Annotated in this window: 10 protein-coding genes; 6 read left to right on the top strand and 4 right to left on the bottom strand. The window is 64.2% G+C overall.

From position 1 onward, the window contains the following. Nucleotides 1-48: 48 nt before the first annotated feature. On the bottom strand, nt 49-1,608 hold the full coding sequence (gene ilvA, locus ACF8MI_RS09610; RefSeq protein WP_200929385.1) for a threonine ammonia-lyase, biosynthetic: 1,560 nt from the start codon (nt 1,606-1,608) through the stop codon (nt 49-51). A 181-nt stretch (nt 1,609-1,789) separates the two neighbouring features. Then, a complete protein-coding gene (locus ACF8MI_RS09605) occupies nt 1,790-2,221 on the bottom strand; it encodes a PACE efflux transporter (RefSeq protein WP_060500938.1) in 432 nt (143 codons plus the stop codon). 192 nt (nt 2,222-2,413) lie between these two features. Between ACF8MI_RS09605 and nrfB the strand changes: the two genes are divergently transcribed. The 4 genes from nrfB (at nt 2,414) to ACF8MI_RS09585 (ending at nt 9,657) form a co-directional block, all read left to right on the top strand. Beyond that, nucleotides 2,414-4,588, top strand: coding sequence for a cyclic di-3',5'-guanylate-activated glycosyltransferase NrfB (nrfB, locus tag ACF8MI_RS09600; RefSeq protein WP_164524572.1), 2,175 nt, complete (start codon nt 2,414-2,416; stop codon nt 4,586-4,588). Next, the gene (locus ACF8MI_RS09595; RefSeq protein ID WP_200929386.1) at nt 4,585-7,590 is read left to right on the top strand and encodes a phage receptor; all 3,006 of its coding nucleotides are present in this window, start codon (nt 4,585-4,587) and stop codon (nt 7,588-7,590) included. Before nrfB ends, ACF8MI_RS09595 begins: the two co-directional genes overlap by 4 nt. After that, entirely contained in the window at nt 7,590-8,429 is an 840-nt protein-coding gene (locus ACF8MI_RS09590; RefSeq protein WP_200929387.1) for a DUF4434 family protein, read from the top strand. Before ACF8MI_RS09595 ends, ACF8MI_RS09590 begins: the two co-directional genes overlap by 1 nt. A 136-nt stretch (nt 8,430-8,565) precedes the next feature. Beyond that, nucleotides 8,566-9,657 carry a diguanylate cyclase gene (locus ACF8MI_RS09585; RefSeq protein ID WP_060500945.1) on the top strand — a complete coding sequence of 364 codons (1,092 nt, stop codon included), beginning with the start codon at nt 8,566-8,568 and terminating at the stop codon, nt 9,655-9,657. Here the strand turns inward: ACF8MI_RS09585 and ACF8MI_RS09580 are convergent. Together ACF8MI_RS09580 and ACF8MI_RS09575 are read right to left on the bottom strand one after the other, a co-directional pair. Beyond that, on the bottom strand, nt 9,632-10,930 hold the full coding sequence (locus ACF8MI_RS09580) for an ATP-binding protein (RefSeq protein ID WP_104834661.1): 1,299 nt from the start codon (nt 10,928-10,930) through the stop codon (nt 9,632-9,634). The genes ACF8MI_RS09585 and ACF8MI_RS09580 overlap by 26 nt on opposite strands. Before the next feature lie 6 nt (nt 10,931-10,936). Then, entirely contained in the window at nt 10,937-11,638 is a 702-nt protein-coding gene (locus tag ACF8MI_RS09575) for a response regulator transcription factor (protein ID WP_060500948.1), read from the bottom strand. A gap of 159 nt (nt 11,639-11,797) precedes the next feature. Here ACF8MI_RS09575 and ACF8MI_RS09570 point away from each other — a divergent pair, with 159 nt between their 5' ends. Next, the gene (locus tag ACF8MI_RS09570; RefSeq protein WP_200929388.1) at nt 11,798-12,973 is read left to right on the top strand and encodes an efflux RND transporter periplasmic adaptor subunit; all 1,176 of its coding nucleotides are present in this window, start codon (nt 11,798-11,800) and stop codon (nt 12,971-12,973) included. 11 nt (nt 12,974-12,984) lie between these two features. After that, nucleotides 12,985-16,113, top strand: coding sequence for an efflux RND transporter permease subunit (locus ACF8MI_RS09565; protein ID WP_060500952.1), 3,129 nt, complete (start codon nt 12,985-12,987; stop codon nt 16,111-16,113). Nucleotides 16,114-16,127: the final 14 nt, after the last annotated feature.

The following is a 16,127-nucleotide window of genomic DNA, read 5'->3' as shown; positions in this document are numbered from 1 at the left end:
GCTTGCTGTCGGCGATGAGGCCAGTACAGGCAGCCTCAAGCTTTCAAGTCAGCCCAGGAACAGCTTGTAAGCCGGGTTATCGGTCTCATCCCAATACCGATACCCCATCTCATCCAGCGCCAACGGCAACCCCGCTACCTCGTCCCCCGGCACCTCCAACGCCGCGAAAACCCGGGCCTCTGCCGCGCCATGGTTGCGGTAATGGAACAGGCTGATGTTCCAGCGCTTGCCCAGCCGCTCCAGAAAGCCCAACAACGCCCCAGGCCGCTCGGGGAATTCGAAGCGCATGACCCGCTCATCAGCCCCCGGTGCAGCATGGCCACCCACGGTATGGCGCACATGCAGCTTGGCCAGCTCGTTTTCGGTCAGGTCCAGCACGCTGTAACCCTGCTCGCGCAGGTTGGCCAGCAACTGCTCACGCGGATCGTGAACAGGGTGGGTCTGCACCCCGACAAACAAGCGCGCCTCTTTACCGGGGTAATAGCGATAGTTGAACTCGGTGATCTGCCGCTTGCCCAGCGCCTGGCAAAACGCGCGGAAGCTGCCCGGCTGTTCCGGAATGGTCACAGCGATGATCGCCTCGCGCTGTTCCCCCAGCTCCGCCCGCTCGGCCACATGGCGCAGGCGGTCGAAGTTGACGTTCGCCCCGGAATCGATGGCAACCAGGGTCTGCCCCTGTACGCCGTCGCGTGCCACGTATTTCTTGATCCCGGCCACCGCCAAGGCGCCGGACGGCTCGGTGATCGAACGGGTATCGTCATAGATGTCCTTGATCGCCGCACACAGCTCATCGCTGCTCACGGTCACCACCTCGTCGACGAAGTGCCGGCACAGCTCGAAACAATGGGCGCCGATCTGCGCCACCGCTACACCATCGGCAAACGTACCGACCTGCGGCAGGATCACCCGCTCGCCAGCGGTCATGGCAGCCTGCAGGCAGTTGGAGTCTTCCGGCTCCACGCCGATCACCTTCACCTCTGGGCGCAGGTACTTCACATAGGCAGCAATGCCGGCGATCAAACCGCCACCACCGACCGGTACGAAGATGGCATCCAGCGCACCCGGGCGCTGGCGCAGGATTTCCATGGCCACCGTGCCCTGCCCGGCGATCACGTCCGGGTCATCGAACGGCGGCACAAAGGTAGCGCCTTCGCTGTCGGCCAGCTTCAACGCGTGTGCCAGGGCGTGCGGGAAGCTTTCACCGTGCAGCACCACATGGCCGCCACGTGAACGCACCCCTTCCACCTTCAGCGATGGCGTGGTGGTGGGCATGACGATGGTGGCTTTCATGCCCAGGTGCGAGGCTGCCAGGGCGACGCCTTGGGCATGGTTGCCGGCCGAAGCGGTAATGACCCCGCGCTCACGCTGCGCACGGGTCAGGCGCGACAGCCGGGTGTAGGCACCACGGATCTTGAACGAGAAGGTAGGCTGCAGGTCTTCGCGCTTGAGCAATACCTGGTTACCCAGGCTGGCAGACAGGGCAGGCGCGGCTTGCAGGGGCGTTTCGATGGCCAGGTCGTACACCGGGGCGGCAAGAATGCGCCGCACCTGCTCCGACAGCAGTTGCTGGGGGGTGACGGCAGTACGCGGGACGCTGAAGCTGGTCATCGATGACTCCTTGGCTGTTTTCAGTTTGCCCAGGAGTCAGAGAGAAGAAACCCGCCTCCAGGGCGGGTTCGGTGCACGTACGCGCTAGCCCGCCAAGCTGATAATGGCGGTAATAATAATGGCGTTCACGTGCGGGAATGTATTCATGGGGTAGGAACTTAGCCGGTAGCGCGGCACAAAGTCAACACTTGGCTTGCTGCGCCGAAAGCGGCACATCGAACACCTTGTCGAACCCCCACTGGAAGACAAAGGCGTAAACGAAGAAGAACACGAACAACGCCAGGTTGGTCAGCAGTGCCGCCCACAGGCTGACGTCCAACCAGTACGCCACCAGCGGCAGCAAAATCACCACCAGCCCCCCCTCGAAACCCAGTGCATGCAGCAAGCGCCGCATGAAAGTGCGCTCCCGCTGGTGCTGGCGCGCCTCCCAACGTTCGAACACCCAGTTGTAGCCCATGTTCCAGCTCATCGCGATGCCCGACATCAGCACCGACAGCACGGTCGAATGCGCCATGCCGGCACCGAACGCCAGCTCCAGCGCAGGCGCCACGCAGGCCACAGCGATGGCTTCGTAAAGAATGGCCTGGACGATCTTGCGCGCCTTGCCTTGCATGTTCAGCTCCCTGGGTAAACGACCTGTAAAACTACAAGATGTGGCCCACAAGAAAAAGCCCAAATTTGGACAACCTCGCATTCGGCTGCTTGTATCTATCCCGTACAAACGGCGACATGTCGTACAACTTCGTCGAGGGAACCGAGCGAGGATACAGACGATGGCCTATTCCATTCTGCCGGTGACTGCCGCATGAGCCTGGCATTCATCGATTTTCTCACCTATGTGCTGTTCGGCCTGAAGATCCTGGCGATCATTCTCGCCTCGTTGATGTTCCTGCTGGGCCTGGACGACCTGTTCATCGACCTGTGCTATTGGGGGCGAAAGCTGATCCGGCGTTTTCGCATCTACGACAGGTTCGAGAAGGCCGACGAGAAACGCCTGTACGAAGTCCCGGAAAAACCTTTGGCCATCATGGTCCCGGCCTGGAACGAAGTGGGCGTGGTTGGTGAAATGGCGCGCCTGGCGGCCTCCACCATCGACTACGAAAACTACCAGATCTTTGTCGGCACCTACCCGAACGACCCGCAAACCCAGGCCGATGTCGACGCGGTGTGCCTGCACTACCCCAACGTGCACAAGGTGGTATGCGCCCGCCCCGGCCCCACCAGCAAGGCCGACTGCCTGAACAACATCATCGACGCGCTGCTGCGCTTTCAGCAGGACGCCCGTATCGAGTTCGCCGGTTTTATCCTGCACGACGCCGAAGACGTGATTTCGCCCATGGAGCTGCGCCTGTTCAATTACCTGCTGCCGAAAAAGGACATGATCCAGATCCCGGTGTACCCCTACGCACCCGAATGGAAGGGCTTTACCGCCGGCCACTATGTCGACGAGTTCGCCGAAAACCACGGCAAGGACGTTATCGTTCGCGAAGCACTCACCGGCCAGGTGCCCAGTGCCGGGGTCGGCACCTGTTTCAGCCGTCGCGCTATCAGTGCGCTGCTGGAAGACGGCGACGGCATCGCCTTCGACGTGCAAAGCCTCACCGAAGACTACGACATTGGTTTTCGCCTGAAGCAAAAAGGCATGAAGTGCATTTTCGCCCGCTACTCCATCAGCGACCCGGCGCTGACCCTGAAACAGGAATGGCGCCCGGGCATGAGCCGGGAGTTTTCCCAGGTAATCTGCGTACGCGAGCACTTCCCGCGGGACTGGCAGCATGCCATTCGGCAAAAGTCGCGGTGGATCGTCGGCATCGTGTTCCAGGGCACCAGCAACCTGGGCTGGAGCCGCAAGGGCGCGCTCAACTACTTCCTCTGGCGCGACCGCCGTGGGCTGTTCGCCTACCTGCTGAGTTTTCTGGTCAACCTGTTGCTGCTGGTGTTGCTGGCCATGTGGCTGGTCACGGTGATTGCGCCGGATTCGTGGCGCTTCATGTCGATCCTTAGCGACAGCTGGCTGCTCTCGACCCTGCTCTGGCTCAACGGCCTGATGCTGTTCAACCGCCTGTTCCAGCGCGGCTGGTTCGTTACCCGTTTCTACGGCATTGGCGAAGGCCTGCTGTCGGCACCGCGCATGATGTGGAGCAACTTCGTCAACTTCTTCGCCAACCTGCGTGCCCTGCGCCAGGTCATGGAGATGGGTGACTCTCGGCGCGTGGCCTGGGACAAGACCACACACGAGTTCCCCGCCATCGCCGCCCCTGCCCGCACGCCACTGGGCCAGCGACTGGTGGCCAAAGGGTTGATCAGCGACGAGCAGTTGCAACAGGCAATCAACAGCCCTGTGCGCCGGCGCCTGGGCCGCGAACTGCTGCTGCGTGGCTGGGTAAACAGCGAACAGTTGGTGGCCACCCTGGCCGAGCAGCTAGACATACCATGGGCTCCGCTGAACCCGTTCAAGCTCGAACCGCTACTGATCGCCAAACTGCCGCGCAAACTGGCGACGCACTACGGCGTGCTGCCGGTGGCCGAGGACGGCGACACGCTGATCCTGGCCAGCGAAAGCCCGGTCAGCCAAGTGTCACTGGGGGTAATCAGCCGCCACCTCAAACGCCCGGTACGCGTGCGCCTGGCACCACAAGGCCGGGTAACCCTGGGCCTGCGCTACCACTACCCAAGCCCCTGGCAGAAGCCGGAAACCCGCGACATGCTGGCCACGCTCGCACGCCATCAGGACGACGAGGCGCTGCTGGAACGGGTCAGCCACCACCAGGTCATGCTCGGTACCTTGCTGCAGGTGCGCGGTATGGTGCCCGTCACCTTGTTCAACCAGGCACTGATCGACTTCGACCCCGAACACCAGAGCCTGGGCGAGCACCTGATCGCGCGCGGCATCATCACCGAGCAGGTGTTGCAGCAAGCACTCGACGAACAGGCCAGCGAACAGCAGGCTGCCCTTGACCTGACCCGGGAGGTGGCATGAAGCCGCGTTTTACTCTCACCTTCACCGGCCTGTTGCTGTGCTCCGCCGCACTGCCCGTCGCCGCCTCGGCACCGATGACCGATTTCCAGCGGTTCACCAGCTTTCCGTTCATGGACCGCAGTTATCGTGAGGCCAGGAAAGACAACTGGGCCGAGGTCGAGCGCCTGACCCGTCACGTGCTGGGCCGCGTGCCGAACAACGACGAAGCCCGCGCACTGCTGGTAGAAGCCCTGGCTCACCAACGCCGCTACAAGGACGCCGAAGCACTGGCCGAACAACTGCAAGGCAGCCCCGAATACGCCGACGCGCTGCTCGAACTTCGCCTGACGTGGATCGAGCAGGACCCACCGCCAGCCAGCCAGGTCGAGCAATGGCTGGCCACCAGCGATGCCATGCACCGGGTGCGCCTGTGGCAGGCTTACAGCCTGAGCCTGGCCAAGTTCGGGGGTGCTGGCAAAGCGCTGGAATGGCTGAACCAGCTGCCACCGCGCGATGATGGTCAGGTACTGCGCCTGGCCCGTGCCAGCTTTGCCGAACAGCTGCGCAACTGGAAGGAAACCATCGAGCAACTGCAGCCGCTCGCCGACAAGGGCCAGTTACCCGCCGGAGACTGGCAACGCCTGGCCAATGCATATATCCAGCAGGTGGACGAAAAAGGGCTGAACACGCTGCTGGCCAGCGCACCCTCCCCTCAGGCAGCCAGCCAGGCACGCCTGGCCATGGCCAACCGCGCCATTGCCGTCGGCCACAACCAACAGGCCCAACGCTGGTTGCAGTCGCTGCCGCCCGATCAGTTGAATCAACCCGAGCAGCGCCAGCAACTGTGGGAGCTGGCCCGCGAAGGCGATGATGCGGCAATGGTAATGCGCTTGAGCAACGCCCTGCAGCGCCCCTGCCTGGAGACCGTGGACTGGCTGTCGCGCCATGATCCGGATCTGGCCCGCGAGCAGTTCAAAGGATGCACGACCACGGCCGATGCACGCGCCTACGCCGTGCTCAAGCAACGCCTGTACGGCGACCCGCCACAGCCGCCGCAACCGCGTACCGCCAGCGAATGGGAAAAGCGCTACCGCCAAAGCGACGACCTGGCCGCGCTGGAGCAAGCCACCTTCCTGTTGGTGGAACAAGGCCAGGTGGCACACGCCCGGGAACTGCTGGAGCACGCCTACGACCGCCGCCAAGGCCGCCTCAGCCCGTCGTTGCTGCAACGCCTGGGCAACCTGTATACACGTACTGACGGGCCGTTGGACAGCCGCCGCATGCTTGGCCTGATACCACGAGTGGATGCCAACACCCGCGCCCAGTTACTCAGCCGCCTGGCCGAAGCCGGCCAGTGCGATGCCGTGCACCAGGCGATACCGGCCACCCCGAGCGAACCCGGCCAGTACCGCGCACTGGGCCGCTGCGCCATGCCTGACCAGCCCGGCGAAGCGGTGGTCTACTACCAGGCCGCCGAACGCTTGGGCGGCAGCGGCGATCGCCTGCCCTTGGCCTATGCCCTTGAAGCGGCGGGCGACTCCGAGGCGGCCCTGCCCATCTGGCGCAGCGTCCCGGACAGCGCCTGGACCGACAACGCCCGCCTCACTGCCGCCCGTGGTGCGCTGAATGCCGGCGATGCAGAAGCCGCTCGACGCTACTGGGACGCCGCCGCGCACCACAGTGCTGATGACTGGGCGCTGGGCGCCGCCATTGCCCAGCGCCAGGGCGATTACCCGTCCGCCTTGGGCTTCCAGCGCCAGGCATTGGCCAGCAACCCACGCGCCGACCACTACTACGCGGCCGCAAGCACCGCGCAGCTGGCCGGCGACAGCGCGCAAAGCATGGCCTGGCTGGCCGAAGCGGTGCGCCTGGCCCCCGATCAGCCACGCTACCGCGCCGATTACGGCATGCGCCTGGCCGGCGCCACAGACAAGGCCCAGCGCCGCCAGTCGATCCCGTACCTGGAGCAGGCGACACACGACTTCCCCGAGGACTACCGCCTCGGCGAAACGCTGGCCTTGCGCTACGACGAAGCCGAAGACAGCGCCTCGGCACGCCGCGAACTGCGCCGTATCCTCGATGTGGAGCAGAACCTGGTCGACGGTGACGACGAATACGGCAGCCTGGAAGCCCGCAAATACCGCCAGCGCAGGGCCCACGAAGCCCTGTCACGGCGTGACACCATCACCCTAGCCAGCACCTGGTCGCCCGCCGGCACCTCGACCAACGACAAGTTCCTCGACAACGGCCAGCGCAGCGGCAGCTCGCGCCGCGCACAATCGCAGAACGTGCAGCTGGTCATGTGGGACCACGCCCTGGGTGAAGAGCCCAGCCGCAACGGCAGCACCCTGTCGGTGTATGGCCGGGTACTGTTCGGTGGTCAGGGCCGTACCGATTACGCGCAAAGCATGGGTACCGGTGTTGGCCTGCGCTACAAGCCGCTCGGCCAGGCCAACCTCAACCTGTACGCCGAGCTGTATCACCAGCGGCAGATCGACGAAGAACACTATCGCAGCCTGAGCCTGGGGCAGTTGTTGAGCCCGGCCAAGGTCGGCGGCAACTGGGGCGACCTGCGCCACAACGCCGAGTCGAGCAACGACCTGCTGCTGCGCGCCACGGCCTCATTCCTTGACCAAGGTGACTGGCGCAACGACTGGCGGGTGGATGAAGACGACTGGAACGAGCGCTTCCTCTACCTCGACGCCGCCTGGTGGACACGTGCCGGCGACCATGCCTGGCTGTCGCGCTACCAGCAGGGGCATGCCTGGAAGCTGCCCAGCAGCTCACCGCAAACCCTGATGCCCTACGGCTTTGTCGAGTTCTCCAGCCAGGACCCGAGCAACGACTGGCGCCAGGACGCCCGTGCGGGGGTGGGTGTGCGTTGGCAGTGGTGGTTCGATGACGACCGCTACAACGCCTACCGCGGCTCGCTGAAAGTGCGTGCCGAATACCAGCAGTCGCTGGGCGGCAATCTTTACGAGCGCGCCAACGGCGTGCTGGTCGGTGCGGAGATGACCTTCTGATGCGTACGATCCTCGCCCTCTGCCTGCTTGCCCTGTGCCTGCCGGCCACAGCTGACCAGCGCCTGTTCTACCAACCCCTGAACCGCGACGCCAGTATCACCCCTGCCCAGTGGCAACAGCTGTGGCACGCCACCGTGGCGCAGGGTGGCAAGACCCTGATCGTGCAGTGGAGCGCGTATGGTGACAGCGATTTTGGCGGTGCCCAGGGCTGGCTGGCAAGCAGCCTGCGTAGCGCACGTGCCCAAGGCCTGCAACTGATCGTGGGGTTGTACATGGACCCGGCCTACTACCAGCGCCTCGACGAACTGGACGGCGAAGGGATGAACAGCTACTGGAAAGCGCAGCTGGGTCGCTCGCTCAGTCAGTACCAGCAATTGCGCCAGACCTGGCAGTTGCCGGTGGACGGTTGGTACCTGCCGATGGAGCTGGACGACCAGCACTTTCGTGAGGCTGAACGGCGCGATGCGCTGTACAGCCAGTTGCAGGCCTTCAACCGCCAGCTGGACAAACCGTTGCATATCAGTGCGTTCAGCGCGGGCAAATTGTCGCCAAGAATCAACGCCGCGTGGCTGGAGCAACTGGCCGGGTTGGGCTTGACTGTCTGGTGGCAGGATGGCGCCGGGACCGGGCGTTTGCCCGCGTTGGTACGCCAAGGCTATGAACAGGCTTTGCCGTGCCGGGTGGGCATGGTGCGCGAGGCGTTCCGCCAGGTGAGCGGACCAGGGCAGGCATTCAGGGCTGAGCCCGCCGAACCGAAGCTGGGTAGCGGGTGCCATGCCGAGGCGGTGTTTGCCTTGCGCTACCGGCCCTGGGCGCGGAACGTTCTGCCACAGAATTGAGCCACCAGGCCCGGCCTGTTCGCGGGCATGCCCGCTCCCACACAGACCGCACAGCACTCGAACGCTGTGGGGGACCTGTGGGGGTTTACCCGCGATAGGGCCGGGCCTGGCAAAGCAGTACTCCCAGGAGCCCCCGATGTTCAAAACCATCGAAGCACACGTACGCCAGCAGGTCGCCCCCGCCGCCCTGCGCGCCGAATTCCGCCAGCACGAATTCGAGTCCATGCGCCCGTTCTGCCTGCTGGTGTTCTGCATCAGTATCCTGATCTGGCTGGTCTTCGACCTGATCGTCAGCTTCCTCGGCGGCCAGGGTTTCACCTGGCTGTCCTACCTGTTCATCGCCCTGCTGGGCTGCCTGACCATCGTGCTGCACTTCACACGCCGCAGCCATCACTTCGACGTGCTCAACCTGCTGTTCATTGCCGTCATCACCTTGGGCATGCGCCTGGTGATCGAAGGCATCCCGGTAGCCCTGCGCCCGGTGTGGCTGGTGCTCGGCGTCTCCACCGTGCTGTACGCCGTGTCGGTGCAGCCGGTGCGACGCTGGTCGTTCTTCTGCGCCATGGTCATCACCTGGGTGATGCTCAACCCTTTCTACCACACGCGCATTGAACCGGGCGCCCTCGAAGGCGCCATGCTCATCAGCTACGCCATTTTCCTCAGCGGCCTGGTGAGCTACAGCTACCTGCAAATCCGCAAGGCCAAACTGCACAACTTCTACCTGTCGAAGGTGCTGCTTGAGCAGGCTTATGTCGACGCCCTGACCGAAATCCCCAACCGCCGCTCGTTCATGGCCGAAACAGAGCAGCAATTGAAACGGGCGACGCCCGGGCAGTATCTGGCGATGGTCGACATAGACAACTTCAAGAAGGTCAATGACCGTTTTGGCCACGACGTGGGTGATGAAGTGCTCAGACGCGTGGCACTGCACATCAAGGCGGCCATGGCCGGTTCCGGGTTTGCCCGATTGGGCGGTGAGGAATTTGCCATTTTTCTTGAGGGGCTGGACCAGCAAAGTGCTGAACAGCAGGTAGAGGCATTGGTACGCAGAGTGCGTGAAGATGCAGGCACACATCCGGTAACCATCAGTATCGGCCTGGCGCAGGTGAGCGCGGGCGATACATTGACCATGGCACTGATCAAGGCCGACCAGGCGCTGTATGAAGCCAAGCACACGGGCAAGGACCGGTTTGTGTTGTGGACTACCCGGCTGGCAGCCGAATCCTGAACTGCGCACCACCCAGCGCCGATTGCGCCACCGTCAAGGTGCCGCCCTGCCCCTCGATCGCTCGCCGGCTGATCGCCAACCCAAGGCCAAACCCGCCGGTGTTGCGATCCCGGCTGCGGTCCAGGCGGTAGAACGGTTGGAAAATCCGCTCGCGCTCCTCAACCGGTATGCCAATGCCGTCATCCTCCACGGTCAGCAGGCAGGCACCATCGCCCTCCAGCCGCAGCCGCAACAACAGGCTTTCATCGCAATAACGCATGGCATTGCGCACCAGGTTCTGCACCGCACGCGCCGTCAAGCGCGGGTCCAGCACGAACCGGGGCAGATTACCCTCGGCCTGCACTTCCCAACGGATACCCCGGCCGTCGAGTTCCTCGGCAAAACCACCGAGCACGCTGTCGACCAGCTCCAGCAACGACACTTCGACCCGCTCGCGGGCCTGGTCGGCATTGTACAGCCGGCTGTAGGACAGCAGTTCCAGCACCAGTTCATCCAGCTCACGCACATGCCCCACCAGTTCCAGCAGGCGTTTGCGGCTGGCCGGCGGCACCTCGTCGAACAGCAATACCAGGCCGAAATCCAGCCGGGTCAGGGGTGTGCGCAATTCGTGCGACACTGCATTCAGCAGCTCGCGCTGCTGGTTGACGTGGCGCTCCAGGTCGCTGGCCATGGTGTCGAACACGCCAGCCAACTCACCAATGTTGGAATGCGGCGAAATATGCGTACGTTCGGCCATCTGCCCCTGGCCCAGGCGCCGAGCGGTTTCCTTCAGGCGCTCCAGGTCGCGCCAGTGCGGCCATACCCACAGCAGCAGACACCCCAGCATGGCCGCACCAATCAGCACGGTCACCCCCCACGACAACACGTTGATGTCCAGCGGGTCTGGCGGTGAGTGCAGGCGCACCAGCCATTCCTTGTCCAGCGGTGCCAGCACGGTTTCGTAGTAGCCCCACTCGGCAATGCGCACCGCGTACAAACCATGCTCCAGGCGCGCCTGTTCTTCATCGCTCAGGCCGGCCTGGTCCATGCGCAGCAGTTGCAATTCCAGCGGCGCGAAATCACTGGCCAGTTCTTGCTCCACGGCTGGCCACTGCTCGCGCGGGGCCTGCCGGAACTGGCGCACGATCAACGCCTGCACGCCCTTGGCCTGGTCCAGGTTGTAGGCCATGAAGCGGTCGCGGAACAGGCCGACAATGGTGTCGGGGATGAACAGCAACGCACCGGCGTAGGCAACGATGATCACCAGGTACAGCCGCACCAGGATCTTGAGCATGGTCGATCAGCACTCCCACTCGACACGGCTGAACAGGTAACCCTTGCCCCACACGGTCTTGATCTTGCGCGCTTCGCCGGCGCTGTCGTCGAACTTGCGCCTCAGTTTGGAGATGGCCACGTCCACGGAGCGATCGGTGCCATTGAACTCGATACCCCGCAGTTGTTGCAGGATACGGTCGCGGTTCATCACCTCGCCCGCATTACGCGCCAGCACCACCAGCAGGTTGTACTCACCGCTGGACAGCTCCACTTCTTCGCCGCGCCAGCTAACCGTGCGCTCGGCCAGGTCGATGCGCAGCCCCCCGATCAGGATCAGGTCGTTGTCCAGGCGCGGCTCATTGATGCTGCTACGACGCAGCAGCGTACGCACCCGGGCCAGCAGCACGCGTGGTTCGCAGGGTTTGGTGACGTAATCATCGGCCCCCATTTCCAGGCCCAAAACCTGGTCATGGCTGTCATCACGGGCCGTCAGCATCAGAATCGGCAGGCTCTGCGACTCCTGGCGCAGCAAGCGGCACAGTTGCAGGCCGTCGATGCCCGGCAGCATCAGGTCAAGGATGACCAGGTCCGGCTTTTGTCGGCGGTACTCGTCCAGCACATGGTCGCCCCGGGCGATCACCTGGACATGAAAGTCGTTGCGTTGCAGGTAGCTGGCGATCAGTTCGGACAGGGCGCTGTCGTCTTCGACCAGGAAAATATTCGGCATAGGTGCTTGGGAATCTGGGTACAGGTGTACGCAGAATATATAACCCTACTGGCCCGGAGGATTGATCTTCACACTTTTTCACACTCACCCTACAGGTATTAACAGCCGTCAGTGCAACAGCTGCCGTAGCATATACCCGGTCATCATCGGAAGATCCGCATGCCTACTACTTTCTCCCCTCGCCTGCGCCCAGTGGCGCTTCTGGCGTTTCTGAGCTTGTCCCTGGCTGGCTGTGGCGACAGCGCCGAGCAAGACGAAAAGGCCCCTACCCCGCAGGTGCGGGTCGAAACCCTGCAATTGCAGCCCTTGGCAATAAGCAGCGAACTCAGCGGCCGCATCCTGGCACCGCGCACCGCCGAAGTGCGCGCACGGGTCGCGGGCGTGGTACTCAAACGCGTCTACCGCGAGGGCAGCGACGTCAAGCAAGGCGATGTGCTGTTCCTGATCGACCCGGCGCCATTCAAGGCCGACCACGACAGTGCCCGGGCCACCCTGGCCAAGGCCGAGGCCACCCTGTACCAGGCACGCCTGCAAGAGCAGCGTTACCGCGAGCTGGTCGACGACAAGGCCGTCAGCCGCCAGGAATACGACAACGCCAAGGCCAGCTTCCTGCAGGCCGACGCCGACGTGGCCGCCGCCAAGGCCGCCCTGGAGCGCACCCGCCTGAACCTCGGCTACGCCACGGTAACCGCGCCGATTTCCGGCCGTATCGGCCGTGCCCAGGTCACCGAAGGCGCCCTGGTCGGGCAAAACGAAAGCACGCCGCTGGCGACCATCCAGCAGCTGGACCCGATCCACGCCGACGTCACCCAGTCCACCCGCGAGCTCAACGCCTTGCGCCGGGCCTTGCGCGCAGGCGAGCTGCAGCAGGTGGGTGACGGCCAGGCCCGCGCCACGCTGATCCAGGACGATGGCAGTGCCTACCCGCTGCCAGGCAAGCTGCTGTTCTCCGACATCAGTGTCGACCCCAGCACCAACCAGATCACCCTGCGCAGCGAGTTCCCCAACCCGGACCTCGACCTGCTGCCCGGCAGCTATGTGCGTGTGCGCCTGGAGCAGGCCGTACAGCCCAAAGGCCTGAGCGTGCCGCAGCGGGCCATCCTGCGCGACAGTGCCGGGGTGCCCAAGGTGCTGGTGGTCGACGCTCAGGCCCGGGTCAGCGACCGCCAGGTGGTACTGGGCAGCGCCCAGGGTGATCGCTGGGTCGTCAGCGAAGGCCTGACGCCAGGCGAGCAGGTAGTGGTCGAAGGCCTGCAACACGTCAAGGCCGGTGACCAGGTGCAGGTCGACAACGCAACGGGCGCAGCGCCCATCGCACAGCACACCGGCCAGTGAGGGCCTGATTCATGCCGCAATTCTTCATCGACCGCCCGGTGTTCGCCTGGGTGGTCGCACTGTTCATCCTGTTGGCCGGCGCGCTGGCCATCCCGCAGCTGCCGGTAGCCCAGTACCCGAACGTGGCCCCGCCGCAGGTGGAAATCTACGCCGTGTACCCAGGCGCCTCCGCCGCGACCATGGACGAAAGCGTGGTCAGCCTGATCGAGCAGGAGCTCAACGGCGCCGACAACCTGCTGTACTTCGAGTCGCAAAGCAGCCTGGGCAGCGCCACCATCACCGCCACCTTCGCCCCGGGCACGAACCCGGACCTGGCCCAGGTTGACGTGCAGAACCGCCTGAAGGTGGTCGAGTCGCGCCTGCCGCGCCCGGTCACCCAGCAGGGTCTGCAGGTAGAAAAGGTGTCTACCGGTTTCCTGCTGCTGGCCACCCTCACCTCCGAAGATGGCAAACTCGACGAAACCGCGCTGTCGGACATTCTCGCGCGCAACGTGATGGACGAAATCCGCCGCCTCAAGGGCGTCGGTAAAGCCCAGCTGTACGGTTCGGAACGCGCCATGCGCATCTGGATCGACCCGCGCAAGCTGATCGGCTTCAACCTCACGCCCAACGACGTGGCCGAGGCCATCGCCGCGCAGAACGCCCAGGTCGCGCCCGGCAGCATTGGCGACCTGCCCACCCGTGACACCCAGGAAATTACCGCCAACGTGGTGGTCAAAGGCCAGCTCAGCACACCGGAGGAGTTCAACGCCATCGTCCTGCGCGCCAACCCGGACGGTTCCACGGTCACTGTCGGTGACGTCGCCCGGGTCGAGATCGGCGCCCAGGAATACCAGTACGGCACCCGCCTGAACGGCAAGCCGGCCACCGCGTTCAGCGTGCAGCTGTCGCCGGGGGCCAACGCCATGGAAACCGCCACCCTGGTGCGGGCGAAAATGCAGGACCTGGCGCGCTACTTCCCGGAAGGCGTCAGGTACGACATCCCCTACGACACCTCACCGTTCGTCAAGGTGTCGATCGAGCAGGTCATCAACACCCTTTTCGAAGCCATGCTGCTGGTGTTCGCAGTGATGTTCCTGTTCCTGCAGAACCTGCGCTATACGTTGATCCCCACACTGGTAGTGCCGGTGGCGCTTATGGGCACCTTCGCGGTCATGCTGGCCATGGGCTTCTCCGTCAACGTGCTGACCCTGTTCGGCATGGTGCTGGCCATCGGCATCCTGGTCGACGACGCCATCGTGGTGGTGGAAAACGTCGAACGCATCATGGCCGAAGAAGGCCTGCCGCCCAAAGAGGCCACGCGCAAGGCCATGGGCCAGATCAGCGGCGCGATCGTCGGCATCACCCTGGTGCTGGTGGCGGTGTTCCTGCCCATGGCTTTCATGCAAGGTTCGGTGGGGGTGATCTACCAGCAGTTCTCGGTGTCGATGGCGGTGTCGATCCTGTTCTCGGCATTCCTGGCCCTCAGCCTGACCCCGGCGCTGTGCGCCACCTTGCTCAAACCGGTCGCCAAGGGTGAGCTCCATGAGCGCAAAGGCTTCTTCGGCTGGTTCAACCGCCGCTTCGAAAGCCTGAGCAATGGCTACCAACGCTGGGTGATGCAGGCGCTCAAGCGCAGCGGCCGCTACCTGCTGGTGTACGCGGTGCTGCTGGCGGTGCTGGGCTACGGTTTCAGCCAGTTGCCCACAGCGTTCCTGCCCACCGAAGACCAGGGCTACACCATTACCGACATTCAGCTGCCACCCGGCGCCAGCCGCATGCGCACCGAACAGGTGGCCGCGCAGATCGAGGCGCATAACGCCGAGGAAGCGGGCGTAGGCAACACCACGCTGATCCTGGGTTTCAGCTTCTCGGGTAGCGGGCAGAACGCAGCACTGGCATTCACCACGCTCAAGGACTGGTCCGAGCGTGGTGCCGACGACAGCGCCCAATCGATTGCCGACCGCGCGACCATGGCCTTCACCCAGCTCAAGGACGCTGTGGCCTATGCCGTGCTGCCGCCGCCTATCGACGGCCTGGGCGAGTCCACCGGCTTCGAATTTCGCCTGCAGGACCGTGGCGGCATGGGGCACGCCGCGTTGATGGCTGCCCGCGACACGCTGCTGGCCAATGCCGGCAAAAGCAAGGTATTGACCAACGTGCGTGAAGCATCGCTGGCCGAAAGCCCGCAGGTGCAACTGGAAATCGACCGCCGCCAGGCCAATGCCCTGGGCGTTTCGTTTGCCGATATCGGCTCGGTGCTGGACGTGGCGGTGGGCTCCAGCTATGTCAACGACTTCCCCAACCAGGGCCGCATGCAGCGGGTGGTGGTGCAGGCCGAAGGCGACCAGCGTAGCCAGGTCGAAGACTTGCTGAAAATCCACGTGCGCAATAACAGCGGCAAGATGGTGCCACTGGGCGCGTTCGTCCAGGCCAAGTGGGTCAGCGGGCCGGTGCAGCTGACCCGTTACAACGGCTACCCGGCGGTGTCGATTTCCGGCGAACCGGCAGCAGGCTACAGCTCGGGCGAGGCGATGGCGGAAGTCGAGCGCCTGGTCGCCCAGTTGCCGCCTGGCGCCGGCCTGGAATGGACGGGGCTGTCGCTGCAGGAGCGCTTGTCCGGCAGCCAAGCACCGATGCTGATGGCGCTGTCGTTGCTGGTGGTATTCCTGTGCCTGGCAGCGCTGTACGAAAGCTGGTCGATTCCCACCGCCGTGCTGCTGGTGGTGCCCCTCGGCGTACTGGGTGCGGTGCTGGCCGTGACCCTGCGCGGCATGCCCAATGACGTGTTCTTCAAGGTTGGACTGATTACCCTGATCGGTCTGTCGGCGAAAAACGCCATCCTGATCATCGAGTTCGCCAAGCACCTGGTCGACCAGGGCGTGGATGCCGTCGACGCTGCGGTGCAGGCCGCCCGCCTGCGCCTGCGCCCCATCGTGATGACCTCGCTGGCATTCATCCTCGGCGTGGTACCGCTGGCCATCGCCAGCGGCGCCAGCTCGGCCAGCCAGCAGGCCATCGGTACCGGGGTGATCGGCGGCATGCTCAGCGCCACCTTGGCGGTGGTGTTTGTGCCGGTGTTCTTTGTGGTGGTGATGCGGCTGGCTGGGCGTCGTCAGGCGCGTAACGCCGACACGCAACCGGTTGGCAGCGAAAGCTGACTGGACAAGCCCCG

Source organism: Pseudomonas sp. yb_9, from assembly GCF_043103635.1.
GTDB lineage: Bacteria > Pseudomonadota > Gammaproteobacteria > Pseudomonadales > Pseudomonadaceae > Aquipseudomonas > Aquipseudomonas monteilii.
Note: the sequence above shows the minus strand (reverse complement) of the source record. Positions and strands in the feature narration are given on the sequence as shown.

Bases quoted from the DNA above. Each gene is read 5' to 3' on its own strand.
- ACF8MI_RS09565 (WP_060500952.1), top strand. From the start codon at position 12,985: ATGCCGCAATTCTTCATCGACCGCCCGGTGTTCGCCTGGGTGGTCGCA.
- ACF8MI_RS09580 (WP_104834661.1), bottom strand. From the start codon at position 10,930: ATGCTCAAGATCCTGGTGCGGCTGTACCTGGTGATCATCGTTGCCTAC.
- ACF8MI_RS09595 (WP_200929386.1), top strand. From the start codon at position 4,585: ATGAAGCCGCGTTTTACTCTCACCTTCACCGGCCTGTTGCTGTGCTCC.
- ACF8MI_RS09575 (WP_060500948.1), bottom strand. From the start codon at position 11,638: ATGCCGAATATTTTCCTGGTCGAAGACGACAGCGCCCTGTCCGAACTG.
- ACF8MI_RS09570 (WP_200929388.1), top strand. From the start codon at position 11,798: ATGCCTACTACTTTCTCCCCTCGCCTGCGCCCAGTGGCGCTTCTGGCG.
- ACF8MI_RS09605 (WP_060500938.1), bottom strand. From the start codon at position 2,221: ATGCAAGGCAAGGCGCGCAAGATCGTCCAGGCCATTCTTTACGAAGCC.
- ACF8MI_RS09590 (WP_200929387.1), top strand. From the start codon at position 7,590: ATGCGTACGATCCTCGCCCTCTGCCTGCTTGCCCTGTGCCTGCCGGCC.
- ACF8MI_RS09585 (WP_060500945.1), top strand. From the start codon at position 8,566: ATGTTCAAAACCATCGAAGCACACGTACGCCAGCAGGTCGCCCCCGCC.
- nrfB (WP_164524572.1), top strand. From the start codon at position 2,414: ATGAGCCTGGCATTCATCGATTTTCTCACCTATGTGCTGTTCGGCCTG.
- ilvA (WP_200929385.1), bottom strand. From the start codon at position 1,608: ATGACCAGCTTCAGCGTCCCGCGTACTGCCGTCACCCCCCAGCAACTG.